The 26276-nt window shown below is 60.2% G+C and carries 21 protein-coding genes; 11 read left to right on the top strand and 10 right to left on the bottom strand.

Annotated elements, in window-relative coordinates:
• Positions 1-23: 23 nt before the first annotated feature.
• From J2J99_RS33095 to J2J99_RS33085, 3 genes are all read right to left on the bottom strand, one after another.
• Positions 24-1157 carry an iron-containing alcohol dehydrogenase gene (locus tag J2J99_RS33095; RefSeq protein ID WP_168296364.1) on the bottom strand — a complete coding sequence of 378 codons (1134 nt, stop codon included), beginning with the start codon at positions 1155-1157 and terminating at the stop codon, positions 24-26.
• A gap of 337 nt (positions 1158-1494) precedes the next feature.
• Positions 1495-2682: a sialidase family protein gene (locus J2J99_RS33090; RefSeq protein WP_168296363.1), complete on the bottom strand. Its 1188-nt coding sequence runs from the start codon at positions 2680-2682 to the stop codon at positions 1495-1497.
• Between the two features lie 11 nt (positions 2683-2693).
• Positions 2694-3599, bottom strand: coding sequence for a dihydrodipicolinate synthase family protein (locus J2J99_RS33085; protein ID WP_168296362.1), 906 nt, complete (start codon positions 3597-3599; stop codon positions 2694-2696).
• 323 nt (positions 3600-3922) lie between these two features.
• On the opposite strand from J2J99_RS33085, the gene J2J99_RS33080 reads away from it, so the two are divergent.
• From J2J99_RS33080 to J2J99_RS33050, 7 genes are all read left to right on the top strand, one after another.
• Complete coding sequence (locus tag J2J99_RS33080; protein WP_168296361.1) at positions 3923-5560, top strand: ABC transporter substrate-binding protein; 1638 nt, start codon at positions 3923-3925, stop codon at positions 5558-5560.
• Positions 5561-5682: 122 nt separating this feature from the next.
• A complete protein-coding gene (locus J2J99_RS33075) occupies positions 5683-6639 on the top strand; it encodes an ABC transporter permease (RefSeq protein WP_168296394.1) in 957 nt (318 codons plus the stop codon).
• 2 nt (positions 6640-6641) lie between these two features.
• On the top strand, positions 6642-7601 hold the full coding sequence (locus tag J2J99_RS33070) for an ABC transporter permease (protein ID WP_168296360.1): 960 nt from the start codon (positions 6642-6644) through the stop codon (positions 7599-7601).
• Positions 7598-8605 carry an ABC transporter ATP-binding protein gene (locus tag J2J99_RS33065; RefSeq protein WP_168296359.1) on the top strand — a complete coding sequence of 336 codons (1008 nt, stop codon included), beginning with the start codon at positions 7598-7600 and terminating at the stop codon, positions 8603-8605. The genes J2J99_RS33070 and J2J99_RS33065 overlap by 4 nt, the downstream gene beginning before the upstream one ends.
• Complete coding sequence (locus J2J99_RS33060; RefSeq protein ID WP_168296358.1) at positions 8605-9597, top strand: ABC transporter ATP-binding protein; 993 nt, start codon at positions 8605-8607, stop codon at positions 9595-9597. Before J2J99_RS33065 ends, J2J99_RS33060 begins: the two co-directional genes overlap by 1 nt.
• Positions 9594-10682, top strand: a complete 1089-nt coding sequence (locus J2J99_RS33055; protein ID WP_168296357.1) for a four-carbon acid sugar kinase family protein — start codon at positions 9594-9596, stop codon at positions 10680-10682. Before J2J99_RS33060 ends, J2J99_RS33055 begins: the two co-directional genes overlap by 4 nt.
• A 1-nt stretch (position 10683) precedes the next feature.
• Positions 10684-11448, top strand: a complete 765-nt coding sequence (locus tag J2J99_RS33050; RefSeq protein ID WP_168296356.1) for a FadR/GntR family transcriptional regulator — start codon at positions 10684-10686, stop codon at positions 11446-11448.
• Between the two features lie 382 nt (positions 11449-11830).
• Here the strand turns inward: J2J99_RS33050 and J2J99_RS33045 are convergent, their stop codons facing one another.
• The gene (locus J2J99_RS33045; protein WP_168296355.1) at positions 11831-13813 is read right to left on the bottom strand and encodes a protein-L-isoaspartate(D-aspartate) O-methyltransferase; all 1983 of its coding nucleotides are present in this window, start codon (positions 13811-13813) and stop codon (positions 11831-11833) included.
• Between the two features lie 302 nt (positions 13814-14115).
• Here J2J99_RS33045 and J2J99_RS33040 point away from each other — a divergent pair, with 302 nt between their 5' ends.
• Positions 14116-14364, top strand: a complete 249-nt coding sequence (locus J2J99_RS33040) for a hypothetical protein (RefSeq protein WP_168296354.1) — start codon at positions 14116-14118, stop codon at positions 14362-14364.
• A gap of 49 nt (positions 14365-14413) precedes the next feature.
• Positions 14414-14677, top strand: a complete 264-nt coding sequence (locus J2J99_RS33035) for a hypothetical protein (RefSeq protein WP_168296353.1) — start codon at positions 14414-14416, stop codon at positions 14675-14677.
• A gap of 173 nt (positions 14678-14850) precedes the next feature.
• Here the strand turns inward: J2J99_RS33035 and J2J99_RS33030 are convergent, their stop codons facing one another.
• The 6 genes from J2J99_RS33030 to J2J99_RS33005 form a co-directional block, all read right to left on the bottom strand.
• The gene (locus J2J99_RS33030) at positions 14851-15108 is read right to left on the bottom strand and encodes a hypothetical protein (protein WP_168296352.1); all 258 of its coding nucleotides are present in this window, start codon (positions 15106-15108) and stop codon (positions 14851-14853) included.
• Between the two features lie 233 nt (positions 15109-15341).
• Entirely contained in the window at positions 15342-16445 is a 1104-nt protein-coding gene (gmd, locus tag J2J99_RS33025) for a GDP-mannose 4,6-dehydratase (protein ID WP_168296351.1), read from the bottom strand.
• A gap of 92 nt (positions 16446-16537) precedes the next feature.
• The gene (locus tag J2J99_RS33020) at positions 16538-18742 is read right to left on the bottom strand and encodes a GumC family protein (RefSeq protein ID WP_168296350.1); all 2205 of its coding nucleotides are present in this window, start codon (positions 18740-18742) and stop codon (positions 16538-16540) included.
• Positions 18739-19881, bottom strand: a complete 1143-nt coding sequence (locus tag J2J99_RS33015) for a glycosyltransferase family 4 protein (RefSeq protein WP_168296349.1) — start codon at positions 19879-19881, stop codon at positions 18739-18741. The genes J2J99_RS33020 and J2J99_RS33015 overlap by 4 nt, the downstream gene beginning before the upstream one ends.
• Complete coding sequence (locus tag J2J99_RS33010) at positions 19875-20975, bottom strand: glycosyltransferase family 4 protein (RefSeq protein WP_168296348.1); 1101 nt, start codon at positions 20973-20975, stop codon at positions 19875-19877. The genes J2J99_RS33015 and J2J99_RS33010 overlap by 7 nt, the downstream gene beginning before the upstream one ends.
• Positions 20972-21922: a glycosyltransferase family 2 protein gene (locus J2J99_RS33005; protein WP_168296347.1), complete on the bottom strand. Its 951-nt coding sequence runs from the start codon at positions 21920-21922 to the stop codon at positions 20972-20974. The genes J2J99_RS33010 and J2J99_RS33005 overlap by 4 nt, the downstream gene beginning before the upstream one ends.
• Positions 21923-22550: 628 nt before the next feature.
• Here J2J99_RS33005 and J2J99_RS33000 point away from each other — a divergent pair.
• Together J2J99_RS33000 and J2J99_RS32995 are read left to right on the top strand one after the other, a co-directional pair.
• The gene (locus J2J99_RS33000) at positions 22551-23849 is read left to right on the top strand and encodes an O-antigen ligase family protein (protein ID WP_168296346.1); all 1299 of its coding nucleotides are present in this window, start codon (positions 22551-22553) and stop codon (positions 23847-23849) included.
• 16 nt (positions 23850-23865) lie between these two features.
• A complete protein-coding gene (locus tag J2J99_RS32995) occupies positions 23866-25992 on the top strand; it encodes a right-handed parallel beta-helix repeat-containing protein (protein ID WP_168296393.1) in 2127 nt (708 codons plus the stop codon).
• The last annotated feature ends 284 nt before the right edge of the window (positions 25993-26276 follow it).

Here is a 26276-nt window from a genome sequence, read left to right as displayed (position 1 = left end):
TCGAAGTTCCTTCTGAAAACCGGCTAAAAAGCGGCTGCGTAAATCGAGCGAATGTCGGCGCGCGTGAGCTCGCGGGGATTGTTGTCGAGCAGGCGCCGGATGGCAAAAGCGTCCTCGGCCATGGCGTCGAGATCGCCCTCCGGCACACCGAGCCCTGACAGTTTCATCTCGATGCCGAGTTCGGCGCAGAAAATATAGGCCGCATCGAAGACGGAGCCTGAGTTTTCCGAGGCCTGACGCCCAAGCGCTTCCATCACCGCTTTCGTCTTCTCAGGCGCAGACGGCGTGTTGAAGGCGAGAACATGCGGGAAGATCAGCGCATTCGCAGCGCCATGCGCTACATGCCAGCGTGTGCCGAGCGGATAGGCGAGCGCATGGCCGCCGGCGGTGTTGACCGGACCGAGGCAGAAGCCGCCATAGAGCGAGGCGAGCGACAAGCCGGAGCGCGCTTCGGCATCATTGCCGTCCTTGACGGCGCGGGCGAGATATTTGCCGACCAGCCGCGTTCCCTCGATCGCATAGATGTCGACCATCGGATGAGCCTTGCGGTTGGTGAAGGCCTCGACGCAATGGGCCATGGCGTCGACGCCGGTGGCGGCCGTCGTGCGCGCCGGCACGCTGAAGGTCAGCGCCGGATCGATGACGGCGATATCGGCCAGCATATGCAGGCTTTCTACTGCGAGCTTGGCCATCGTCCTGGGGTCGGTGACGAGCGCGCGGATGCCGGCCTCGCTGCCGGTGCCCGATGTCGTCGGCACCTGGGCGAGCGCTGCCTTGCGCGGCCCATGCACCCTGTTCGGGCCGACGACATCGTGCAGCGCCTGCGCGGAGCCGGCGAGAACGGCGGCGAGTTTTGCCAGATCCATGGCGCTGCCGCCGCCGAAGCCGACGATCAGTTCGGCGTCGGCGCCGTTGGCCGCCGCCAGGACTTTTTCGAGGTTGGCCGTATCCGGCTCGGGTGTCACTTCTCCAAAGACCGTGACCTCGCCCTTTAATTCTAACAGGTCGATGCGTGAGGCATTGAAAGCATCGGAGATGACGAGCGTGCGCCTATAGCCCCTTTCGGCAGCCCATTTGCCGAGCCTTTCCGCCGTGCCGATGCCGAACTCGATCAGATGCGGCCGAACGATCGTGATTGGCGAATCCAAGCTGGCCATGAACCAGTCCTCCTGCAAGATCTTGCGGCGATAATGTCGCCTCATTTATTGTAAAGTTGTAAGATCAATGTCAAGCCGACATTCCTGGCTGGGAGCAACTTTATCGCCGGGCCTTCCGTTGCAGGCGATGGAAACTCGCAAATATCCTGTTAGAAATCATATTGTTATTGTCTCTTCGGATGATGCGGGCAGTTAAAAGGTCAGTCGCCACCGCGGCTGTGCTGGGAGAGCCATATCTGTTGTCAAATCCTCGGCGTGGTCGGCCAATCTCCTCGTGTCCCGCATCGTCTAACGCGGGATTGGAAAGCAGATTTACAATTCCAGACCGGCAGCTTGCTTACGGCAGCGCTTGCGGGGTAAGCCGCACGTACTTGATGGCGCGCCGGTAATAGGTGTAGGCGACATGGAGCGTGCCATCGCTGCCCTCAATGACCGAGGGGTAAGAGAATTCGCGGTTCAGCGAATCCTTGGAATTGTTGGTGAGGCAGAAGCCGTCGCCGGTATCGAGATCGATGCGACGCGGAAAGGTCCTGCCGCCATCCCTCGAGATCGCCAGGCTGAGGGGGGCGCGCGGAACACCCCAGACCGCCTTGCGTCCGGCATCGGCAACAATAACCGCGTTCTCTCCAGACTCGTCACCTTCGATTTCGTCGTACAGAGACTGACGCCGCGCATCCGACATGGCTGCATTCGAATGGTTGTAAACCATTGCAATCACTCCATTATCCAGAACGGTGGCCTGGATCGAGGAGTTGTTGTTCGGCAGTTCGGTTGGCTTGGGCGGGCTCCACGTTTCGCCGCCATCCGTCGAGCGACTGGAAAGAATGGTTTCGGCGAAACGATCGCGGTAGAAGGCGATCATCTCGTCGCCGCCAAGCGGCAGGATGTTCATGTGCACGGCGCCGATGCTGTCAGGAATATCGCGCATTTGCCAGCTCGCGCCGCCGTCGTGCGATATCAGCACCGCTGCTGTATCGGCGTCGCCGCTCCAGCGTTGGCCCTCGAGGCCGACGCAGCGGAAGATCGGCAGCAGCCAGTCGCCCCGGTCGTTGACGACGATCGGTTGACGAACGAAGGTACCGGGGCTGTCGCAGAGGATTTGGACCGGGCCGAATGTCTTGCCGCCGTCATCCGAAATCCGGCATTTGACAATCGAGCCATCCTGGTTGCCGGAGGTCTGCGATGTGTGGAGCAGCCAGGTCTTTCCGGCCGGCGCGTTGAAAATCAATGGATTCTGTTCGGATTTCTCACGGTCGTCACTCATCTTTTCCGGTTCTGACCAGCGCTCGGCGCCCGGCGCCAGCCGCGACATGTAAATCGAAATGTCTCCCATGCCCTCCATCGTGCCGCCGAACCAGACGCAGGTCAGCGTGCCATCCGGCAGAAAGGCGAGATTTGCCGCATGGTTCTGGATGCAGGGCGAGGGCAGGTAGGCATCAGCGCGGCCTGCCACAGAGGGGTGAGAGGTGACGGTCCCGGTCATCAACGCGGGCACGTCTTCCGGAGGCAGGCCGGTAAATGTCATGGTGGATCTCCTCAAGGCAGTTTGGCGTAGCTGTCGGCGAGTGCGGCATAGTCCGCCTCGGCGAGCGGCATCAGCGGTGCGCGCGTGCGCTTCCAAGCGGAGTTACCGGACTTCAGCCCGACCATTGCCTTGATGGTCGGAATCTGGACGTAGGAGTTGGAAAGCGTGCGATAGGCGTTGATACGCGCCTGCGCCGCCTCGACATCGGCGGCGCGCGCCTCGTCGTGGACATGGTCGTATACGGTGCGCAGCGAATCCGCCACCAGATTGGAGGTGGCCGTGATGCAGCCGGCGCCGCCGGCCTTCATCAGCGGCAGCAGCAGCGGATCGGCGCCGGCGAGGACGGAAAAGCCGGGATGAGCGGCGATGATCGCCTGCATGTTGTTGAAATCGCCGGCCGATTCCTTGATCCCGACGACCGTTTCCGGGAAGGCCGCAATCAACCGGCCGATCAGCGGGAGGGAGAGCGGAACACCCGAAACCTGCGGGATATGATAGAGAATGACCTGCAGACGCGTGTCGGCGACCTTTTCCAGTACTTGCGAATAGGCAGCGAACAGGCCGTCGTCGGAGACGCCCTTGTAATAAAAGGGCGGCAGCATCACCACTTTGGTGACGCCGAGCGACAGCGCGTGCCGGGTCAGGTCCACGGTCTCCGGAATGGCGACGACGCCGGTGCCCGGCAACAGCCTGTCGGCCGGAATGCCGGCCTTCACAGCCGCTTCCAGAATGGCGCGCCGCTCGTTGCCGGAGAAGGAATTGGCCTCACCGGTCGTGCCGAGCAGGGCCACGCCATGACATCCCTCGGCCAGCAGCCGCCGGCAATGGTCGGTGAAAAGCGCGAGATCCGGCGTGTTGTCAGCCGTCAGCGGCGTTGCTGCCGCGCTGAAGACGCCTGTGATCCGGTGATGGCTCATGTCCCCTCCTTTGGCGCGTCCTGGCTTGCCGATCCGTGTCCGAACCGCGCGACTGCGCCCGATTGTCATGCCTCTGTCTGCGATGGAGCGCTAAGAACTTTTCCATTGCAGTGCTTTTGTCAAGAAGACAAAATGGCTCGACCGGGAAACGAAAATTTATCTTATTGTAATTACTATTGTTTTCTTAAAGATAAATTTTGTTTGAATGAAAATCGCGATTTTTTGTTGACATATTTACAATAACGAGAGAACGATAGGTGACGGATTGTGCTGCGCCTGGCAGCGCAGGGAGAGCGCTGCCGATTTCACCTGGGAGGAATGCCATGTCTTTTGATCAATCGGATAAAACCAATCTATCGCGTCGCAACGCGCTGAAGCTTGGCCTTGCCGCCGGCGTCGGGCTGACAGTGTTCGGGATGAATGCCCGCATCGTGCTGGCCGATGAAGGCCAGGTCCTGAAGGTCGCCCATCCGGCCTTCGACCAGGATTGGTCGCCGCTGCGAGGCGGCGGCAGAACGTTCCGCTGGAACTCGATCTGGTGGGCCTCGCCGATGTATTTCGACAGTCAGGGCAATATCAAGCCCTACGTCTTCACCAGCTGGGAATCGGCCGACAACACGGTCTGGACCTTCAAGATCGACCCCAAGGCCGTCTTCTCCGACGGCAGCAAGATCACCTCGGCCGACGTCAAGGGGTCGTGGGAAGTCGCCTCGATGCCGAACACCAAGAGCCAGCGCGCCGACCAGGTGCTGAGCAAGGTCAAGGGCTACGCCGAAGTTGCCGCCGGCTCCGGCAACGAGCTCACCGGCGTCGCGACGCCCGACGACGGCACGGTGGTTGTGACACTGACTGCCGCCGATCCGATTTTCTTCATGCGCCTGGCTAACCACATCGCACCGATCACCAAGGCATCGCAGTCGCGCGGCAGCGATGGCGAGGAAATCATCGACTGGTACAAGCCGGAGAATAAGCCGGTCTTCTCCGGCCCGTTTAAGCTGACGAGCATCGATATCGATGCCGGCAAGATCACCTTCGAGCCGAATGAGAACTTCTTTGGGCCGAAGCCGAAGCTTGCCCGCATCGACATCACCTCGATCGAGGACAATGTCACCGCGACATCGCTCATCAAGTCGGGCGAGTTCAACGCCCATACCGAACTCGTGACGTCGACGATCATCCAGGATCTCGGCCCGGAATTCTCGGCCGGCCCGCTGATCCCGACCAGCCAGCACTTCTGGTTCAACATCTCCCGCGCGCCGATGGACGATCCGAAGGTCCGCCAGGCGCTGATCATGGCGGTCGATCGCGACGGCCTGTTCAAGGCTTCCTATCCGGATGGCCCGCACAAGAAGGCCGACCAGATCCTCAACTCGGTTCCTGGCGCCGACAATTCCGGCTTCGAGCCCTATCCCTACGATCCGGAAGGCGCCAAGAAGCTGCTGGCGGAATCGAGCTATGGCGGGCCCGAGCGCCTGCCGAAGATCCTGTTCGTCGGCATTTCGGCGCCGGCCATTCAGGCCGCTGCCCAGTTCATCGCCGAACAGTGGCGCCAGAACCTCGGCATCACTGCCGTCGATATGAAGCCGCAGCAGGACGCCTATGCCGGCCCGGACCAGAACTCGGTCCAGATTTTCCGCGACGACGTCGGCACCCGTGTTCCAGACGCCGTTTCCTATCTGGCGGGCAGCATCGCTTCGACCTCGTCGAACGCGCAGAACAAGCTCGGTGGATACAAGAACGACAAGGTTGACAGCGCCCTTGCCGAAGCGGCGACCAAGGCTGCGGACGATCCGCAACGCATCGCTCTCGCCCAGCAGGCCCAGCAGGCCTTCCGCGACGATTGGGCCTTCATTCCATGGTATTCTCAGGCGATGTCGCGCTGGGCCACCAAGGAGGTCAAGGGCATGGAGAAGAACCTCGATTGGCAGGTCATCGAGCCCTGGAACATCTCCATCGGATGATCCGGAATAATCGTTCCTGGCAATAGAGCGCGAAGGCTGCAAGGCCTTCGCGCAAGTTTCAAGACGAAGAGATGCGATCTGGCTTGAGGACGGACCGCATCGACAACAGGTGGGAGGTGGCCTTGCTGCGCTACGTGCTAACCCGGTTCGCCATCTGGATTCCGTCCGTTCTGGTGGTCATGCTGGCAGTCTACGCGCTGGCTTTCTACGGCGCCGGCGATCCGATCAAGCTGATCTTCCTGCGCGCGCCGGGCGACGTCGCCTATAATCCGCAGCGCATTGAGGCGATCCGCGAAAGTGCCGGCCTCAACAGGCCCTTCATCGAACAGTTCGGCCTTTACATCTGGAACCTAGTGCACGGCCAGTTCGGCAATTCGCTGACCTCGGGCCGCGCCGTCTGGGCAATGGTCTCGGCTGCCGCCCCGGTTTCATTCCAGCTTGCCCTCTGTGCCATCATCCTGACGGCCGTCGTCGCGATCCCGCTCGGCATGATCGCTGCACTGAACCAGAATTCCCGCCTCGACTATGCGATTCTGGGCTCTGCGCTCTTCCTCTGGGCGATCCCCGCCTATGTCGCCGGTCCGCTGCTGATGGTCGGCCTCATCGTGCTCTTGCCGGGCGCCAGCGTGCCTTATGGCTGGGGCGGCATCCTCGATGTCCGCATCCTGCTGCCGCTGCTCGTGCTGTCCTTCCAGCCGATCGCGCTGATCGTGCGCCAGACGCGCGCCGCCGTCATCGAGGTGCTGTCGGAGGATTTTGTCCGCACCGCTCGCGCCAAGGGCGTGCCGGAGATCATCGTGGCGCTGCGCCATATCCTGCGGCCGGTGCTGACGCCAGTGGTAACCCAGCTCGGCCTGATCATGATCACCATCGTCAACGGCGCCATCTTCGTCGAACTCGTCTTCGGCCTGCCGGGTCTCGGCCGCCTAACGGTGCAGGCGCTGATCAATTCCGATTATCCCGTCATTCTGGCGATCACACTGATCGGATCGTTCCTGGTGATGGTGTCGAACCTCCTGGTGGACGTGCTTTATCCGTTGCTCGATCCGCGCGCTAATGATTCAAGAAGGAGCCGCTGACCATGTCCGCAATCCCTCTTTCCACCCCTGAACCCATCGAGGAACAGCCGGTCAGCCTGTGGCGCGATGCCTGGTACCGGCTGCGGCGCAACAAGCTCGCAGTCTTTGGCCTCATTGTCGTTCTGATCCTCGCCTTCACGGCGGTCTTCGGACCTTATCTCACGCCCTACGATTATCTGAGCCAAGATCTCAACGCCCGCAACGCGCTACCGACGATGAGCCATCTCTTTGGGACCGACGACCTTGGCCGCGACGTCTTCAGCCGCGTGGTTTTCGGCACGCGGACCGCTTTCCTCGTTGCCGTCATCGTCACCTTCTTCGCGGTGCTGATCGGCCTCACGCTCGGTGCCGTCGCGGGCTTCTTCGGCAATCCCTTCGACCGCGCCATCATGTGGCTGACCGACGTGACGATGTCGGTGCCCAACCTGCTGCTCGTCGTCGTCATCAATGCCTCGCTGAAGTCTCCGATCACCCGCTGGATGGAGGCTCGCTACCTCGAAACCCTCAATCCCTTCTACCGTCAGACGATATGGGTGGATTTCATCCTCGTCTTCGGGTCGATGGCGCTGATCTCCTGGCCGCCCTATGCCCGCCTGGTGCGCGCCCAGGTGCTGTCGATCCGCAGCCGGCCCTATATCACCGCCGCTCAGGCGCTCGGCCTGTCAAACTGGATCATCATCAAGCGTTATGTCGTCCCGAATGCACTAGGGCCGCTGATCGTCTCGGTCAGCGCCGGTCTCGGCACGGCGATGGTGCTGGAAAGCGCCTTCAGCTTCCTCGGCGTCGGGGTCAACCCGCCGACACCGAGCTGGGGCAACATGATCTCGGACGGCCTCCGCGTCTGGCAGCATTATCCGCATCTTCTCGCCGCTCCGGCGGCCGTGCTCGGCCTTGCCTCGGTTGCCTTCAGCTTCCTTGGTGACGGCCTTAACGATGCGCTCAATCCGCGGGGCAGCAAATGATGGACACGCAAAACAGAGAACGCCTGCTCGATGTCAGGGGGCTTACCGTCGAGATCGACGGCCGCAACGGCCCGGCGGTGGTCGTCGACGGCATCGACCTGCATGTCGACAAGGGCGAGACGCTCGGTATCGTCGGCGAATCCGGTTGCGGCAAAAGCCTCACCATGCTGAGCCTGATGCGGCTTCTGCCGAACAAGATCAAGGTCGCCAAGGGAACGGCCACCTTCGCCGGCCGCGACCTGCAGACCATGTCGAATGCCGAGCTGCGCAAGGTGCGCGGCGGCGACATCGGCTTCGTCTTCCAGGACCCGATGACCTCGCTCAATCCGGTCATGCGCGTCGGCGACCAGATCTGCGAACCGCTGATCTATCACCGCGGCATGAAGAAGGCACAAGCCCGCGCCCGCGCTGTCGAACTCCTGCGCCTCGTCGGCATTCCCGGCCCCGAAGAGCGCCTCCAGGCCTTTCCGCACGAGCTTTCCGGCGGCATGCGTCAGCGCGTGATGATTGCGATCGGCCTTGCCTGCAATCCCAAGCTCCTGATCGCCGACGAACCGACGACGGCGCTCGACGTCACCATCCAGGCCCAGATCGTCGATCTGGTAAAGGATCTGCGCGCCAAGCTCGGCATGTCGGTCGTATGGATCACCCATGACCTGGCGCTGATCGCCGGCCTCGTCGATCGCGTCGCAGTGCTCTATGCCGGCACGGTTGTCGAGGATGCGCCGGTCGACGAGCTCTATGCCCGCCCGAGCCATCCCTATACGCGCGGCCTGCTCTCCTCGATCCCGAAGCTGTCAGACCCGCCGGCAAGCCGGCTCTCCTCGATCGGCGGCACGCCGCCGGAGCCGGGGCGCCGCCCGAAGGGCTGCCCCTTTGCGCCGCGCTGCCCGCTCGTGGAGGCGATCTGTCACGAGAAGGTGCCACGGCTCGAACCCTTGAGCGGCAGCAGCAATCACCGCGCCGCCTGTTTCGTCGTCCAGAGAATGCAGGAGGCCGCGTGATGGCTGCTCAACCGCTGCTCAAGGTCGAAAACCTGGTCAAGCATTTCCACGTCAAGCTCGGCGCTTTCGGTGAGCGTTCGGCCACCGTCTATGCACTCGACAATGTCGATCTCGACATCATGGAAGGCGAGACGCTGAGCCTTGTCGGCGAATCCGGCTGCGGCAAGTCGACGACCGGTTTCACCATCCTCAACCTCCACAAGGCGACCAGCGGCAAGGTCGTCTACAAGGGCCAGGACCTTGCTACGCTCGATGAAAAGCAGATGCGGCCCTTCCGCCGCGACCTGCAGATCGTCTTCCAGGATCCCTATTCGACGCTCAATCCGCGCATGACGGTGGGCGAGGCGATCGGCGAGCCGATCCTCTTTCATAAGCTCTGCACCAAGGCCGAGCTGAAGGAGCGGGTGGCGGCGCTGCTCACCGATGTCGGCCTGTCGACACGCTTTGCCCAGCGTTACCCGCACGAGCTTTCCGGCGGCCAGCGCCAGCGCGTCGTCATCGCCCGAGCACTCGCCTGCCAGCCGAAATTCATCGTCTGCGACGAGGCGATCTCCGCACTCGATGTGTCGATCCAGGCGCAGATCATCAACCTCCTGCTTGATCTGCAGGAAAAATACGGGCTGACCTATCTCTTCATCGCCCATGATCTGGCCGTCGTGCGCCATATCAGCACCCGCGTCGGCGTCATGTATCTCGGGCGGCTCGCCGAGCTTGCAACCCGCGAGGAGCTTTTCGACAATCCGCTGCATCCCTATACGAAGGCGCTGCTGTCGGCCGTTCCGGAGACCGATCCGGAACTGGAGCGCACCCGCCAGCGCCAGATCCTGCAGGGCGATGTGCCAAGCCCGCTGAACCCGCCTTCGGGCTGCCGTTTCCACACGCGCTGCCCAATCGCCATGGATGTCTGCAGCAAGGTAATCCCCGCCTGGAAGGAAGCCAGACCCGGCCATCTCGTTGCGTGCCACGCCGTCAATACGGAGCAAATCGCATGACGCTGAATGCTGCGATCATTGCCGACGATCTGACTGGCGCGCTGGATACCGGCACCCCCTTCGTTGCGGCCGGCCTCTCGGTCGCCGTCGCCGTCGAAGTCGGAGCGGTGCAGGATGCGATCGCCACCGGCTGCAATATCGTTGTCGTCAATACCGCCTCGCGCGCACTGAGCGGGCATGAAGCCGCCGAAAGGGTCCGGTCGGCGGCCGGGATATTTCGCGAGGTGAAGCCTGCCGTCGTCATGAAGAAGATCGACTCACGGCTGAAGGGCAATGTCGCGGCGGAAAGCCTGGCACTTGCGGATGCGCTTGGTCTGAAGAATATCCTGGTGGCGCCTGCCATTCCCGATCAGGCGCGCCTGACCTACCGCGGCTGTGTCGTCGGCCGCGGCGTCAACAAGCCGCTGCCGATCGCCGATCTGTTCGAGAGCCGCGCGGACAATATCGTCATTGCCGATGCCGAGGACGATGCCGACCTCGATCAGATCGTCGCGGGTCATGTCTGGGTGACGACGCTCGCCGTCGGCGCGCGCGGCCTCGGTGCGGCATTCGCCCGACGGCTCGGCGAAACGGGACGGCGGCCAGTGACGGAATTTGTTGCGACCCCGCGCACGCTGTTTGCCTTCGGTTCGCGCGATCCGATCACTGCCGCCCAGATGAACCGGCTCGAAGCCTCCGGCGCCTTGCGTATGGTGGTGGGCGCGCCGATGGGGCAGATCGAATGCGGAGAGGGCCTAGCGCTGCCGGTGCTTCTGCGCTGCACCGGCGACATGACGGCCGATGCAGCGCTCGTCGCCGATGAATTTGCGGCGGGCGTCAAAAGGGTGATCGACGATACGAGGCCCGATATGCTGATGGTCGGCGGCGGCGATACGGCGCTGGCAATCCTCCGTGCGCTTGGCGTCAAGGTGCTCACACCGAAGGGCGAAATCGAAGCGGGTATTCCCTGGTTCGATGTCGCGGCAGCCGACGGGCGGCCTTTTCGGTGTGCCGTCAAGTCGGGGGGCTTCGGCAAGCCTGATAGTTTGCTAAGACTGGTTCCTCGGAATCAGGCGGGCATAGTAAGATACCGTCGAGGAGAATGACGTGACTGAAGCGAATGGCGAATCTTTGAACGCGGAAGCCGGCCCGCCGGGCAAGCGCGAACGCGGCAAGGCCGTCAAGCTGGTCGATCGCGTCTTCGACCAGCTGCTCGAACGGATCCGCGGCGGGAACTATCCGCCGGATTCTCGCCTTCCCGGTGAACATGAACTTGCATCGATGCTCGGTGTTTCTCGGCCGATCGTCCGCGATGCGCTGGCGCGGCTGCGCGACCAGGGCATCGTCTATGCCCGCCAGGGGGCCGGCACCTTCGTCAGCGCGCATGGGTCGCCGACAGCCCAGCTTGCCTATTCGCCTGTCAAGACCATTGCCGATATCCAGCGCTGCTACGAATTCCGCTTGACCATCGAGCCGGCCGCCGCCTATTTCGCCGCCAAGCGCCGCAATGAACAGGCGATCCAGAAGATTGCCAATGCTCTTGCTGATCTGCGCGAGGCGACCAGCCACCAGCTTCACCGCACCGATGCCGATTTCATCTTCCATCGCGCCGTGACCGAGGCTGCCAACAACCATTATTACACCGCCTCGATCGATGCGCTCAAAGCCCATATAGCCGTCGGCATGCATCTGCACGGCCTCTCCCTGCTCGGCCCTCGCCAGGGGCTGGAACAGGTCTACGAGGAGCATAACGCCATCTACAAGGCGATCGCAGATGGTCGCGCCGATGATGCGCAAAGGCTGATGAAGGCGCATCTCGAAGGTTCCCGTGACCGTCTGTTCGAGGGCAGGGTGCTCGATCTGTCCTTCTGAAGGGGCATCCGGAGCGGGCTTGCTCCGAACGGTGCAATGGCGAGATCGCCGCGTCGCTGGTGTCGCGATGGGTTTCAGCCGGTTTGAAGGCAGCTTCAGGTTCCATTTCGTCGCCGGGAAAGATCGTATCGTGCCGGTCCATGTCTGCGACCTTGCGAACATAGCCCTGGTCTGGTCTCCTGATCGACAGAGCTTGACAATCAGCGACCCGGGACAGGGCCCGCGGAATGGCTGACATATTCAGGCATATCGGCCGCCTCCTCATTCGGTATCGTACGGATCCGGATTTTCGCGGCGCCTCCGAGTGGAGCGATAACAAAATGCTTCACATGGATCTCCTGGGGCGCTGACACCTTATCGCCTCGATCGGTTCCGGCTCGCTCTAGAAGCCGAAGGGGAAGGTTTCCTCTTCGCCCGTCCCGGACTGCCGAGCGATGAGTGGCGAAAGTGCGTGCGTTTCATCGAACCAGACGAAGGCGTCGTATTGCCGCGATAGTGATGCCGACATGTAGTGGCTCAGCCGTTCGGTTTCCGGCCTGTAGATCACCCCTATGAAGCGCTGAAGCCGCTGTTCGACCAGACTTGCGTGCAATTCCTCATCGGCCCTGAGGTCGAGAAGAAATCGTGGCTTTGCGGCGTCGTGACATAAACGCTCGCAGCTCTCCGGGAGCGACGGGTTCATCCGCTTCTTCTCCGCCTGCCCGTCCCAATCGTCAGCGGCGATCACCGTGCCGCAATGTGTCCCCAGCCCGATGAGGCTTGTCATCCCGTCGAAGCGCTGCCGGCAAAGCTGACCGAGGCTCAGTTCGTCGCGCGCGGTTGCCATATCCGTGTAGCGGGCGTCGCCGATATGGGAGTTGTGAGCCCATATGATGATCCTTGCCGCCGGTCCATGATAGTCGAGCAGATGCTCGACGGTGTCGGCCATATAGGTGTCACGCAAGTTCCAGGCTTGGGCACCGCCGTAATACATGATTCGATAATATCGTTCGGCAGCGGCGAGCAGTCTTGCGGACTGGACGGCGTTTACGAAATCATCGTTCTCCGAGGTCGCGTCATCCAGCGATCGCGTCAAAAGCTCCGTGCATTGCTTCAGCACCGCATCCTCGCATGATCGATAGGCTTCGGTGAGAACGGCCCGACCATAGGTCGCGGGATTGCTCTGCCAGGGACTGAGGCAGCCGTAGCGCTCTCTGGCAATTTTGGCGCTATCCGGGCTGACCGTTTCGAGATAATCGAGCACGGAGCGGATCGACTCGGACATGTTGAAAAGATCCAGGCCGTAAAACCGGACCGGATCCTTGTGCGACGCTTTGCGCCGTTCGTTCTCCTCCTTCATCCAGCCGACGAGCCGCGAAAACTCCAGGTTCCGCCACATCCACTTGGGAAAGCGGTCGAACGGCTGGCCGTCTCCCGGTGCCTGACCATTTATCCAATGGTCAATGGCGGCCGCGTCCGGCCAATCCGCTTCGACTGCAATGACGTTGAACCCGTGATGGCCGATCAGATGCCGGCTGATGGCAGCCCGCGTCTCATAAAATTCGGCGGTGCCATGGGTGGATTCGCCAAGCAAAACGATGCGGCTGTCGGCAAAACGATCAAAAAGGGCGGCAAAGCTCTGCTCGTCGATCGACGAGAATTCTTCCGCCGCGGCCGAGATCAGCTTGCCGGATGTTTCCTCTGTGCGCAAAGATGGGGCTGTCGCCGTATACATCGGATGGGCGGCAGTCCAGGCATCCTCGCCGATCAGCGGGACAAAAAGGACGCCGCCCAGATCTTCCTCCTCGAAGGTGGATGCCCCCGTGCGCGTAATGCGTTTCAGGCGCTGTCCGTCGCTGCGCCCGACCGGGATGATGAGCCGCCCACCGAGATCCAGCTGCTCCTTCAAGGCGGTCGGCACCTCGGGTGCGCCAGCGGAAACGATAATCGCATCGAAGGGAGCGGCTTTCGCCCAGCCCTTGCTGCCATCGCCCACCCGGACGTCAATATTGCCGTACCCCAGCTTTTCAAACCGGTCTCTCGCTTGAAGCGCCAGCCGCTCATGGCGTTCGATGGAATAGACGTGCCTGACGATCCGGCTGATGAGGGCCGAGGCGTAGCCGGAACCGGTTCCGACCTCGAGAACTTTATCGCCCGCGTTCAGATCTGCCTTCTCGATCATCAAAGCGACGATGAATGGCTGCGAGATCGTCTGACCCTCGCCGATCGACAAAGGGGCGTCCTCATAGGCGAATTCCTCAAAACCCGGATCGACGAATTTTTCGCGCGGCACTACGCGCATCGCCCTGGTGACATTTTCATCGCGGATGCCGCGGCGCACGACATGGTGTTCCACCATGTGGTCTCGCAAGCGGTTCATGTCCATGGGATCACCTCCACTCGTGGAGAAAACAGCCGAAAGCAGGTGGTTGTTCCGAAAAAGGGCACCGATAACGTCGGATCGCTTACCGCCACTCTTTCCGCACGCACAGCAGCGCTCAGGGCATTGATTTCCTACCCCGCTGAAGGTGGTACCGAATGTCCCGACGCTCTCCAGGGGATTGCCGATCATTTGATGATCCGAGTGCGGCGCTGGCTAAAGCGGGATCCTGGCGGTCAATTTGCGCGGTGCAGCAGCGGAACTTAGTGCGGGGAGCGAAGTTGGAGAGGCATCAGCAAGAGGCGCCCATGTCCACCAATTCCCTTGTCGACGAACCGGTCGAAGATTTCGCTTCCCGCCTGGAGACAGTGACGGATGACGAGCTGTTCGGGACGATGAACGAGCTGGAAAAAGCGAGCAACGCGGCCGAGGAGGGCGAGGCGGCAGAAGAGATTTTCTCGCGCATTGCTTTGGCCGAAAGCGAGATCGAGCGGCGCTATCCCGGTCGACTGCTCGCCCCGTACCGCGAGTGGAAGCAACGGCAACCGCTGCTGTGACTGCTGCGGTCCGGTTTGCGCCATAAGAGACAACAGATGGAGGTTTTCAATGAGCAGTTCCGAGACAACGACGGACCACGAAAAAATTCGCAAATGGGCGGAGGAGAGGAAGGGCAGGCCGGCGGCCATCCGGACCGGCGGCAAAGGCGGCGTCCTGCGCATCGATTTCGGAGAAAAGGAAGAAGAATTCGACGAGATAGGCTGGGACGAGTTTTTCAGAATCTTCGACGAAAGCAAACTTGCCTTTCTCTACCAGGATGAGACCAAGGATGGAAAGACAAGCCGCTTCAACAAATTCGTCGAACGAAGCTGAGCGCCCGCGACGCGGCGATCGAGGTGATTGCCCTCCAGCACCTTTCCAAGCCGGCGCTCATTCTCGACTTCGACCGTGTAACCTTTCGATTTGAAGTGACCTAGGTTACGGGCATAGTCGCCGGCCTTGCATGAATGGAAACTTCTCGAGCGGTATCGCCGCGTCGCGGACGTTTAGCCTTCCGATGGAGCGTCGGTGTCTACCTCGGCATAGAGCTGACCGCAGATCACCAGCGATCGTCGCATCGCGGCGACGCGGTCCTCGGCATCCTGGGATGAGTAGGCCCAGATTTCGGTCGCCCACCGCTTGCCGTCCATTTCATATTGCAGAGCAAATCGGTAGAGCCGCAGTGCATTGGCATCGGTGCTTACGAAAGCCTGGTCGGGATTATCGCGGCGCTCTGGCAGGCGGGGGAAACTGACAACATTCACGATGTGCTCCTCGGGTCACCGCCAGGGCTTGGAGGCGGCATTTCCTTTGGACCTAACCTGAGCGCCTGGATTTCGTTCCCTTCGATCGTGGTCCGAGCCTCCAGCGCATTATCGCATCGCCGCGTCAAACCATTATGTACGCGCGGAGATCACGTCCGTCAGACCTGTCTTGGGGGACCAGCCGACTGCGGCGGCCGCGACATGGACCGTCTTCAGGTAAGGCTGCCGATCACTCAGGCATAGGCAAAGCCTTTCGTCACTCCGACCGACGGAACGTTTCGTGCCATGACTTTCAGATCCTCGCGAACCATCTCCGCGACTAGCTGATCAAGACTGGTCTCATGTTTCCAGCCAAGCTTCGTGTGCGCCTTCGTTGGATCTCCAATCAGAAGATCAACTTCAGTCGGGCGGAAGTAGGCTGGATCGATCTCTACCACACACTGACCGGATGTCTTGTCGTATCCCTTTTCCTCAACTCCGCTCCCACGCCAATCAATCGGCATGCCCACCTTGGCGAAGGCCTTGTCCACAAAGGAACGAACCGAGTGCGTTTCACCGGTCGCCAGAACATAATCCCCCGGTTCGTCCTGTTGCAGCATCAGCCACATGCCCCGGACATATTCTCGTGCATGTCCCCAGTCGCGTTTGGCATCCAAATTGCCGAGATAAAGCCTGTCCTGCAATCCAAGATGGATCGCCGCCGCCGCCCGGGTGATTTTACGCGTCACGAATGTTTCGCCACGGATCGGGCTTTCGTGATTGAACAAAATCCCGTTCGAGGCATGCATGCCATAGGCCTCGCGATAATTGACCACAATCCAATAGGCATAGAGCTTTGCCGCGGCGTAGGGTGATCGAGGGTAGAAAGGCGTCGTTTCGCTCTGCGGAACTTCCTGGACCTTGCCGTAGAGCTCTGAGGTGGACGCCTGGTAGAAGCGCGTCTTCTTGGTCAGCCCCAGCAGGCGAATTGCTTCAAGCAGCCGCAAGGTACCGGTTCCATCGGCGTTCGCAGTATATTCCGGTGTCTCGAACGAAACTTGGACGTGGCTCTGTGCGGCGAGATTATAGATTTCGTCCGGCTGCGTTTCCTGGATGACGCGGATGAGATTGGTTGAATCTGTCATGTCCCCGAAGTGCAAAATGAAGCGGGGATTCTCGACATGGGGATCTTCGTACAGATGCTCGATGCGGCTGGTGTTGAAGGACGACGAGCGTCGTTTGAGGCCGTGAACGATATAGCCCTTGTCCAGCAGCATTTCGGCCAAATACGCACCGTCCTGCCCTGTTATGCCCGTAATCAGCGCAACTTTTCGGTTCTTTTTCATTCCCGTATCCATGATTGCTCTCCAACTCGAATACAAATGCAGAAGCAGATGTTGCTCTATTGTTTCCTTTAGTTCATAGAAAATGAACGATTAGATGCGACGTATCATTCTTTGAAATTGTAGTATTTCATAAGAGATCTGGAGAATAGCTCTGAGTCGCTGAAATTATACAGCGCGTGCTTTTCAGGATCTACACTATTGATTGCGACAACGATTTCCGAATTTCGCGGGCTTTTCATTTGTTGCAGGCCGAACTCGACCGCGCGACGGCTGGTCTTTCCCCATCTGACAACTGCCAGTGTTTTTTCCGCGAGCGCAGTCAAGAGTACGGTGTCTGTCGAGGCGAGCACAGGTGCGCTATCGAAGATGACAATCCGACCGGCGGAGCCGGCCATGTCGATGATTTCCGCGAGGCCATTCGAACGGACGCGCCGCTGAAGACTGAACTTGCCAGATGGAATGAAGTCGATACCGCTTGGGTGGTGGTCGACGATGTCGCGGATATCGGCGTGGCCATTCAGGAATTCGTTCAATCCCTGCCGTAGCCCCGACTTAAAAAACGACTCGAGTTCTCCCCGTCGAAGGTCGCCGTCGACCAGCAGCACCGGAATTGCTGCTGCGGCGAGTTCGATCGCCAGCGATCTCGCGATAAGCGACTTGCCTTCTCCGCTGTGAGCCGAGGTAACGACGATACTGTTCGGCAGCTTACCCCCATTGGACTGTTTGAGTGTCAGGATCACGGTGCGAATTGCTTCGTCGAACATCGGGACCTGCACGTGTCCGAATATCGTCTTCGGATTTTCCTTCCGCGCCAGCCGTGGGATAAGCCCAGCCGGTATCGTGCGGGCCATTCCAGCTATTTGGTCGAAACTCCGGACAGACCGGTCCCACATTTCCATTACGAAAGCAGCCGTTACGGCCGCCGAGATTGCAGCAAGAAGGGCGCTCACCAGATAGAAAAGCCGCCCACGTCCCTGCGGTCCGAGCGGCACTGAAGCCGGTGATAAGACTTCCAATTCCGCCCCGGGGAGCTTGGCCTTGTCGGCGAGGTCACGCCGCTGGTCCTCAAGCTTGTCGAGCGCCGTTTGCTCCTTGTCGGCGATCCGCTGCAGTCGCGTCAATTCCGCCTGAACCAGGGCGTCGCGTGTGCGTTTTTCATGGGCTTCATCCAAGATCGATTGGACTGCGGCAGCCTCATGATCAAGTGCGGCGAGCTTGGCGCGCATCGTTTGGAGATATTGCTTGGTCGCTAGGCTAAGATCGGCGCGGGAGTTTTCGATCTTCCCGCGCAAATCCACGACGGCCTCGGCATTGCTGTCGTATAGTTCAAGCAGACGGGCAAGATCTTCTTCCTGTGCGTGAAGATCACGTTGCTTTCTGGCAATGTCGTCCGGGAGGGCGATGTTCTGCACAGCGACCGAAGCGCTATCAGCTGCCTCAAGTGTCGATATCACCGCTTTGACCTCAACCCGGGTTTCCTCAATTTTCCCTTCGCGGCCGGTGAGATCTATAAGTGATTTCAGCCGCTCATCCTGAGCGTCCTCTTTCGAGACGACGTCCATCGATTCTTGATAGTTTCGGGCAGCCTCGCGAGCAATATCCGCCCGAGCCTTTTGTTCGGAGATGCGCTGCAAGATCCATTTTTCCGCTGATTCCAGACGGCTGCGGACAATGGCCTTCCGCTCATCGAGGTAGATGCTGATGGCGCGGTTCGGAACCGCGGCGGCGAGTTGAGGGTCATTCGTCGTGAAGCTGACCTGGACAACGTCACTCTTGTCTTCGTGCCAGACGCCGAGCGCCCTATAGAATTCCGGGATGACGGCGTCGATGCCGTCGCGTACCGGCTCGGCGGGTTTTCGCGGATCGAACAGGCCGCGCAATTTTGCCCGGATGCTCTCAGAGAATGAGACCTCCCTCAGCGCTGGATTGAATTCCGGCCGAAGGTTAAGCCGCAATTCGCGCACGACCCGCTCTGCAATACTTCTGGATAGAAGCCGCTCCGTCTCCGATTTGGCGTCAAGCAGATCACCGCTGCTGCTATCCTCCACACCAAGTGATTTTGCGAGAGGCTGGTGGATGATCAACCTGGCCCAGGCCTGATAGACAGGCTTCATCCCAGAGATCATGATCGCCGCAGGCACCATCAACAGCAAGGTTATCGCGATGATCATCACCATTCTTCGCCGCAGCATGCGAAAGGCGGATGCGAGGTCCAGGTTGTCCGCCTTGGTCTCTACCTGAGCGCGAGGATCATATCGCATCGACGAGATCGGAAGGTTGCGGTCCGGCGGGACAGTGGAAATCGTCATCGTGCGTCAACCCATGCTTGAGGTTTCGCGGACACGGTTCGGTAAAGTTTTTGGAGAGACCGCATATAGGCCAACATGCTGAAGTGGTTGAGATAATGTGCGCGCCCCTGGACGGCGAGGCGGACGCAAAATTCCCGGTCGGACACCAGTTTTGCCAAAGCTGCGGCCAGGTAGTTCTGGTCTCCCACCGGCACGAAGATCCCGGTCTCGCCATCGGTAATGACTTCGTCATGCGCCCCAACCCGCGTGGTGACGACGGCGAGCCCATGGGACAGTCCTTCGAGCACGGCCATCGCCAGCCCTTCGGCGTGCGACGGCAAGACCAGAATATCTGCGCGCGCACACAAGGCTCGCGCCCCGCCGGCGTCAAGCCAGCCGGGCATCTCGACCCGATCGGAAAGCCCCATGGCGTCGGCCAGACGGCGATAATGCTCGACAGGACCATCGCCGGCCACTACGGCCCGCCACCGGAGTTCTTTCATAAGCGGGTGGCTCAGGGCGGACAGAAGCTCCGTGACACCCTTGCGTTCGCTCAACCGGCCGAGGAATACGATCAACGGTGTCTCGCCGTCGCGAATATTGTGCGCCCCGGGATCGGGGACGCAATTGTGGGCAACGACCGCGCGGCGCTCGTCAACACCCAGAAGGGTCGTCAGCGTCGCTCGATCGCGCTCGCCCAGCGCCACGACACGGTCGGCGTTCTGAAACATCCGACGTATGAGCCGTTGTTGGCCCGGCGAGCGTTGGGCGAAGTCGCCGGCGTAATCGTAGTCGTGAAGGTGCAATATGTGGCAACACCCCAGCAGACGGGCAGCCTCGGTCAGGATCAGCTTGCGAGAAGTGCTGCCGCGGCCGGCGATATGGATATGGTGAATGCGGTCAGGCGCAACGATTCGGTCCTTTGCCATCGTCAGGATGGCACCGACCAGTCGCGCCGGTGACGTCAACTTGGACCACTGAGCCCCTCTTGTATCGGTAACTAAATGCTTGGTGCCGGTCTCTTTCGCCGTCTCTGTTATATAGCCGACGAGCCTGCCGATGCCGCCGCCGTTCTCGCATCCGCCCGGAAGATAGTGGCGTACGCTCGCCGCGCTGCGTGTCGCCGGCCGGCCCCTGTCTGTGAGGACTTCCATCAGCATGATCCGACCACCTCCCGATAAACTGCCGCGGCCTGGCCGCCGACCCGTTCAGGCGAATTTGGTCCCTTGGCCCAATCGAGCGCATTGGCACCGAACCTGTTTCTGAGCTCGCCGTTGTCTGCCAATGTCCTGATCGCAGCCGCGAGCTCTTTGGCATCTCCGGGAGGGACCACCATCCCCAGTCCGTTGGGCTCAACGGTATCGCGCAACTCACCGACGTCGGTAACAATGACCGGTTTGCCAAATGCGGCGGCCAGGTTGAGCACGCCGCTTTGGGATGCTTCTGTATAGGGAAGGACGACGATGTCGGTGTCCAGGAAAAGCTGAGCGACCTCGGCATCCTCGATAAAACGATTGCGAATATCATAGCGGTCGGCATCCCCCATAAGCGGTAGGAATATCGCCGGATTGTCGCCGCGGCCCGCGACCGTGACGCGCAGGTTGGGAAGCGCGTCCTTGAGCATCGCTTCAGCCCGGACCAGATGCTCCAGACCCTTATAGGCAAATATCCGTCCGAACAGCAGGACGCGTATCGTTCCATCCGCTCCGCGCGGCGCCATCTTCTGTCGCCGGGCGAGCTCGGCATAGCGAAGGATGGAGGGATGGGACAGAACATGGACGCAGTCCGGCGATTTTGCATATCGGTCGAGGACCATCCGCTTCAGTCCTTCGCCATGAACGACAAGGTGTCCGGATTGCTTCACCATCAGTTCGGGCGCCCAACCTGGCAATGTGCGCGTGTCGGAGTCGCCCGGGTGGGTTTCGACGTCATGGACCGTCGTCACAAGCGGGATCGGGCGCCAGAACGGCACGGCGAAGTTCAGCCAAAGCGTAGAATTGCTGAGGAGATGAATAAGGTTCGGCTGTTCGTGCCGGATCAGACGGGTAAGCTGATATAGAAACCACGGATTGGAGAGAGAACGGTGTCTCGGCCAGTCCAGAAGGTGCAGATCGACGGCCGGGTCGAAGGAAGCGGCGAGATGCGCATAGCGCCGGCGAGGCACGGCAAGCACGACATCGAGGTGCTGGGCAACGCCGCTGGCGAAGGAGATGGTATAGTCTTCCAGTTCGGAAACGAGCAACAGCGCCTTCATTTCGCGACCCCCGGCAGGCCGACGTCCAGGCCGAGCCGTGACAGGTCGCGCGCCGAGCGCAAGCTGTCCCGCGTCCGCCTGAGCAGGTTCGGCTCGCCGGCAAAGAAGAGTCCTTCGATGGCAAGCTTGAACCGAGTGAGCGCATCGGCGCCCTTCAGCTTTGCCGACGCGACGCGATAGGGATAGTGATCCCTCAGATGTAGTCTTGCCGGTAGTTCGTGGGCTGAGAGAAACAGGTTCGTTGCTTCGACGGTATGCTGCCAATGCGTCATCCGCCTCCTTAGCGTAGAGGCATCTTCAGTCGAGCGATACCAGTTGTTATTGTGGATGCGGTAGAATCCAAGGGAATCCGGCATGGCAATCACGTCCCCCAGAAACGGGTAGATCCCCACGAGCCAGGCATCGGCCGATATCCGGAACTCGTGTGGAATGCTGCCCGCAGCATCCCATGCGCTGCGCCGTACCGCGACGGCTGACGTCATAGGAAAAGGCCACCAACCGGCCGATCTGGCGAGGAGCGACGACAAAGAGCCCGAACACAGGGTTCGAGGGATCGGCTTGGACTTCGGCGTGCCATCGACAAGCGTTGGCTGCAGTCGATGATAGACGAGTGATGCTTGAGGATTGGCACGGAACGCTGCAGCCGTCGCCGACAACTTGCCCGGTGCCCACCAGTCATCGGCATCCAGAAAGCATAGGATCTCACCCATGCTTGATCCGACCGCGGTATTGATCGCAGCCGCCTGTCCTGCGTTCTCCTGAAGGATCACCTTTACGCGGCTGTCATACGCCTGCAGAACAGACCGCGACTGGTCGGTCGAGCCGTCATCGACGACGATTATCTCGACATTGCGTGCGTCTTGGCTCAACACGCTGTCTATAGCCCGCCCGACAAAGCGAGCGTAGTTGTAATTATTGATGAGGACACTGAGGGCCGGCCGCTCCATGACGCGCTCTCAGGCGGGTTGCCACGATGCACCGCTGTGCAGCGCAACGTTGCTTGAGAGGCCGGCCTTTCCGCAGCCATTGCGGTTTGGAGCATCGGTAATGGTGATATTCAAAATAGGGTGTCGGCAGAACCGCATCTCGCGCAGAGCCGATAAGATCGCCGCTGCCAACGTCACGACGAGTGGAGCGCCCGTCGTGTTGCATAGAGAACTAGGATCATGACGCAGGAACATAGCAATCCTAACCTTCCAGGCTTCGACTGCAGAGACAGCCTCTGCCAGAATTGTTGCCTCAGTCCCTTTGGAACGCGCTCTATCCGCCGCGATTCACGGGACATTCATCGCCACGGTACCGGTGAACGGACATGCGCAACATCTGCTCTTAAGGGCAATCATGCGCGCATGACGACCCGCCTTTGGGGTAGATGCAAGCTCGGAGCTTAACCGCAACATCGCCTTTGGGTGGAGCGAGGGTGCATTAGGCGTAGCCCGCCCCTCCCTAGGACAGGTTGACTGCTGATATGGCCGGATGATTGCTTGAGAGCAGCGCGCGCCACGAAGGCGACACCTGTTTTTGATCTGTCGCGATCAACAGCCGCTTGTCTGTTCAAATCAGTCGGGACGGATAATGAGAGTAGATAGCCTCAGAACTGCCAGCGGGCCAACCATCAGTTGGCGGGTCATAGAATGCTGGGGCGCCGGCATATCCCTTTTTTTTCAAGCAGGCGCCCTTCTGCCGCTGATCTTGGCAGATGCGGACGGAGCGCTCAGCGAATCTGCCAGATCTATACTGCGTCTGCCTTGCATTCCTGTATATGTATTTACAGCCGTGATCCTGATACGCAATTTTCCGCAGTTTCTAACGGCGCTCAGGCGAAATCTGATGGTTCCCCTGATCCTTGCCTTGCCGTTTTTGTCGACGTTGTGGTCGATCGGACCTTCAACGACCCTTAGGCGCGCAATCGGTCTCTTGTTTTGCGTGCTTCTTTCCTACGTCCTGGCGATCCGCTTCACGCCAAGGCAGCTGCTGTTCCTGTTATTTGTGACCCTGGGAGCCTGTATCGTCCTCAGTTTGATCATCTCTGTGGTGTTACCAGCCCTTGCCACTATGCCGGATGGTGCGATGCGGGGCGCCTTCATTCACAAGAACGTGCTGGGCTGGTACGCGGCGCTGATGATCTTGGTGGCGACCGCCGTGCTGATCGACGGGACGTTCGGCCTGCGGCGAACCGCGTTCGTCTTGTTGGCCGCGGGTATCATCTGCCTTGCGAGCTCCGGATCGATGACCGCAATCATTGCAACGTCCGTCGCGTTTTGCCTGATGGGCTTTTATTCCCTCCTGCAAAGAAGCAGCAGTATTGGCCGTATCGTCATCGTCCTGTTTTTCCTTCAGCTGTCTGTCGGCATTCTGATTTCGCTTCACGAATTCCTGGTTCCGGCTCTTGAGGCGCTTGGCAAGGACGCGACCTTGACGGGCCGGGTGCCGTTGTGGGAGCTGGTTGATCGCGAAATATCCGATAGTTGGATGCTTGGGTACGGTTACCAGGCTTTCTGGACAACCGCGAACCCCGAAGCGATGCACATGTGGGCGAAGATCGGATGGGCCGCGCCCCACGCGCATAATGGATATCGCGATATCTTGTTGAGCTTCGGAGTCGTGGGAATGATCCCGTTTGCTCTGATGCTTCCCCATGCAATCCGCCAGGGCGCGATGCTCCATTGTCATGATGCGCAGTACGGGTGGCTCTGGCTCAATGTCCTGACGATCATGATCCTGGTGATGAATCTGACCGAGAGTATTTTTTTCGTTCAGAATGACGCCATCTTCATCCTGTTCACCACAGCCATCATCATGTTTTCGCTGTACGCGCCCGTCGTTTCGATCAGCCATGCGCCAGCTTGGCAGCCGTCCCGCGTGGCCTTATGAGGGGGTGGCAGACATCATGAGGCGGCGTGTTCGACTGATCTTGAGCATCTTGCCTGTCATGCTCTTTGCGCAGCCCGGCAATCCGGCTCCAGCCGGAACAGAGGGGCATGCGCCCGAGAGCCTGCAGATACTCGTCCGGGAAGCGACCTGCGCGGAAGCTTCCGCTACTTCGGCAGCCAAATTGAAGGCGACTTCTTTACGCGACGCGTTGAGCAGCAGCACCGCGGCCCGGACGATATTCTACGTTTCTCCCGATGGAAAAGACAGTTGGAGCGGCCTGCTTCCGACCGCAAATCAGCAGGGGGACGATGGCCCTTTCGCCAGCATCGAACGAGCCCGCGATGCTGCCCGCGAGAAGGGAGGTCCCAATATAATTGCGCTTGGTGAAGGCGATTACTACCTTACCCAGCCGATTACCTTTGACGCCCGCGATACCGGTTTGATCCTCACGGCAAGATGCAGTGAAGTGCCTGTTTTGCATGGAGGGCCACGCGTGGGCAACTGGGCGCGGCAGTCCGATGGCAGCTGGACGGCGCCGCTGACATTGCCGCCGGAGCAAGGCGTCGGTGACCTTTTCGTCAATCGGATACGGCAAACTCGGGCACGATTTCCCAACGCTCCAGCTGATGGCGACCCACGCAAGGGGTGGTTATTCGCCGCCAAGTGCGAACCTGCAATCGATATGCGGGAAGGAAATACGCGCTTTTGTTTCCACGCCGGCGATGTTCCGGATGTAGGGGATGCAAGCGGGCTGGTCGTCAATATCGTTGGAGGCTATCAACCCGGAAGCCAGTGGGGCAATGATACGCTTCCGGTCGTATCCATCGATGGGGCCGGCCGGACCATCTATACCAAAGGCACAGGTTACTTCTTTACCGCTGAAGGCAGCCGCTACTTTCTTACCGGCGCCAAGGGTTTGCTCGACGCGCCTGGAGAGTGGTGGCACGACCTTGCTGCGGGCCAGCTTCGTTATATCCCAATCGATCAGTCGTTCCCCGATTCCGTCGTCGTTGCTGGCGTATTGCCGACATTCCTGAAGTTGGATGGGGCCAGTGGGATGGTCGTATCGGGGCTCGAGATCAGAGATGGGGCACCTGAAGGCAGCGGCAAATTTTATACGGAAACGAGAGGATTCGGCGCCATCCGGATCGAACACGCCGATGGTGTCAAAATCCTCGGCAACAATATCGAGAATGTCGGCGTCGGGATCCATGTGACGGAAAGCAAGGACGCGTTGATCGCCGGCAATGTGATAGCGAATGTGGCTGGCAACGGGATTTACGTCGGCACGAATTATGGCACCTTCGGCAAGTCGGACGGTGCCAGAATCCTTTCAAACCACATCCATGACATTGGAAAGATTTACATCGAGACAGCCGGGGTATGGTTCCAGGCTGCCGACAATGTCAGGATCGCCGACAACCTCATCGAAAACACGGCGCAGTTCGGGATCAGCGGCGGTTCACTGTGGGGCTCCAATGACGCGGTCTATGACGCCGTCATCGAGCGCAATGTGGTCCGTAACGCCAACCAGCAGACTGCCGATGGCGGCGCCATCAAGATGATGGGCGAGCAAGCCGACTCCTTGAACAGCACCATCCGCTCCAATGTCGTGACCGGGACCGGCTACCTCATGAACAGGCCGGACGGGACGTTCTGGCCTCCCGGATATGAAAATACCAGCGAATGGCCCACTCCCATCAGCTGGGCGATCTACACGGATGGGAAAGCGAGCGGGATCCGCATCGAAGGAAATTCGCTCTCGGGCAACGTATCGGCGATCGGCATCAACGGCGGCTGGAGCAACCTAGTGACGGGAAACGTGATCACCGGCGGATCGGGTGCGGCCTTTCGCGTCGATGACGGAACCGGCAGAGGCTGGCACCCACCATGGGCCCAGCCAAATCGTATCGAGAACAATGTCGTGTCGATCGACAGTAGCAACGGGCTTGCGGCATACGTCCACGCTCCTGATCACGGGCCTGGATATGTGCAGTTCGCGCGTAACCGCTACATCGGCAATCTCACCAATAAAAGCTTCCGGCTAGCCCCCAGGGTCATGCGCTTCGGAGAATTTGGCAGTCTAAGTGATCTTCAGAAGGTCGGGGCGGACACCGGAAGCATAGTCGCGCCGGCTCGGTAGCAAAAGGGCACTGCCACGTCTTCTGCGGTGATTAATTGCGGAGCCATAGCAACTTCTGACACCGCTCCATCACGTGCATCCTGGTGGTAACCGCCGCAGGCGAGGGCAGTGACGAGATGAGCGTGGCGATCCGCGCCGGGCTGCCCCGCCTACCCCCACACAAATGAGTGCATTACAGTGTTTGAGGTCTCGTGGCCTGAGGCAGGCTTCTCATCATCAGCGGAGCGGTATTCTCGTAACCCCGCCTCTCCGCAGCGATCGTTGTGCGACCTTCCCGCCTTAGA

Source organism: Rhizobium binae (assembly GCF_017357225.1).
GTDB classification, from domain to species: Bacteria; Pseudomonadota; Alphaproteobacteria; order Rhizobiales; family Rhizobiaceae; genus Rhizobium; species Rhizobium binae.
Note: the sequence above shows the minus strand (reverse complement) of the source record. Positions and strands in the feature narration are given on the sequence as shown.

Excerpts from the sequence above, each read along its gene's own strand:
- J2J99_RS33070 (WP_168296360.1), top strand. The coding sequence starts at position 6,642 with ATGTCCGCAATCCCTCTTTCCACCCCTGAACCCATCGAGGAACAGCCG.
- J2J99_RS33045 (WP_168296355.1), bottom strand. The coding sequence starts at position 13,813 with ATGGACATGAACCGCTTGCGAGACCACATGGTGGAACACCATGTCGTG.
- J2J99_RS32995 (WP_168296393.1), top strand. The coding sequence starts at position 23,866 with ATGAGGCGGCGTGTTCGACTGATCTTGAGCATCTTGCCTGTCATGCTC.
- J2J99_RS33060 (WP_168296358.1), top strand. The coding sequence starts at position 8,605 with ATGGCTGCTCAACCGCTGCTCAAGGTCGAAAACCTGGTCAAGCATTTC.
- J2J99_RS33095 (WP_168296364.1), bottom strand. The coding sequence starts at position 1,157 with ATGGCCAGCTTGGATTCGCCAATCACGATCGTTCGGCCGCATCTGATC.
- J2J99_RS33040 (WP_168296354.1), top strand. The coding sequence starts at position 14,116 with ATGTCCACCAATTCCCTTGTCGACGAACCGGTCGAAGATTTCGCTTCC.
- J2J99_RS33080 (WP_168296361.1), top strand. The coding sequence starts at position 3,923 with ATGTCTTTTGATCAATCGGATAAAACCAATCTATCGCGTCGCAACGCG.
- J2J99_RS33020 (WP_168296350.1), bottom strand. The coding sequence starts at position 18,742 with ATGACGATTTCCACTGTCCCGCCGGACCGCAACCTTCCGATCTCGTCG.
- J2J99_RS33000 (WP_168296346.1), top strand. The coding sequence starts at position 22,551 with ATGAGAGTAGATAGCCTCAGAACTGCCAGCGGGCCAACCATCAGTTGG.
- J2J99_RS33010 (WP_168296348.1), bottom strand. The coding sequence starts at position 20,975 with ATGAAGGCGCTGTTGCTCGTTTCCGAACTGGAAGACTATACCATCTCC.
- J2J99_RS33015 (WP_168296349.1), bottom strand. The coding sequence starts at position 19,881 with ATGCTGATGGAAGTCCTCACAGACAGGGGCCGGCCGGCGACACGCAGC.
- gmd (WP_168296351.1), bottom strand. The coding sequence starts at position 16,445 with ATGGATACGGGAATGAAAAAGAACCGAAAAGTTGCGCTGATTACGGGC.
- J2J99_RS33085 (WP_168296362.1), bottom strand. The coding sequence starts at position 3,599 with ATGAGCCATCACCGGATCACAGGCGTCTTCAGCGCGGCAGCAACGCCG.
- J2J99_RS33005 (WP_168296347.1), bottom strand. The coding sequence starts at position 21,922 with ATGGAGCGGCCGGCCCTCAGTGTCCTCATCAATAATTACAACTACGCT.
- J2J99_RS33055 (WP_168296357.1), top strand. The coding sequence starts at position 9,594 with ATGACGCTGAATGCTGCGATCATTGCCGACGATCTGACTGGCGCGCTG.
- J2J99_RS33065 (WP_168296359.1), top strand. The coding sequence starts at position 7,598 with ATGATGGACACGCAAAACAGAGAACGCCTGCTCGATGTCAGGGGGCTT.
- J2J99_RS33090 (WP_168296363.1), bottom strand. The coding sequence starts at position 2,682 with ATGACATTTACCGGCCTGCCTCCGGAAGACGTGCCCGCGTTGATGACC.
- J2J99_RS33035 (WP_168296353.1), top strand. The coding sequence starts at position 14,414 with ATGAGCAGTTCCGAGACAACGACGGACCACGAAAAAATTCGCAAATGG.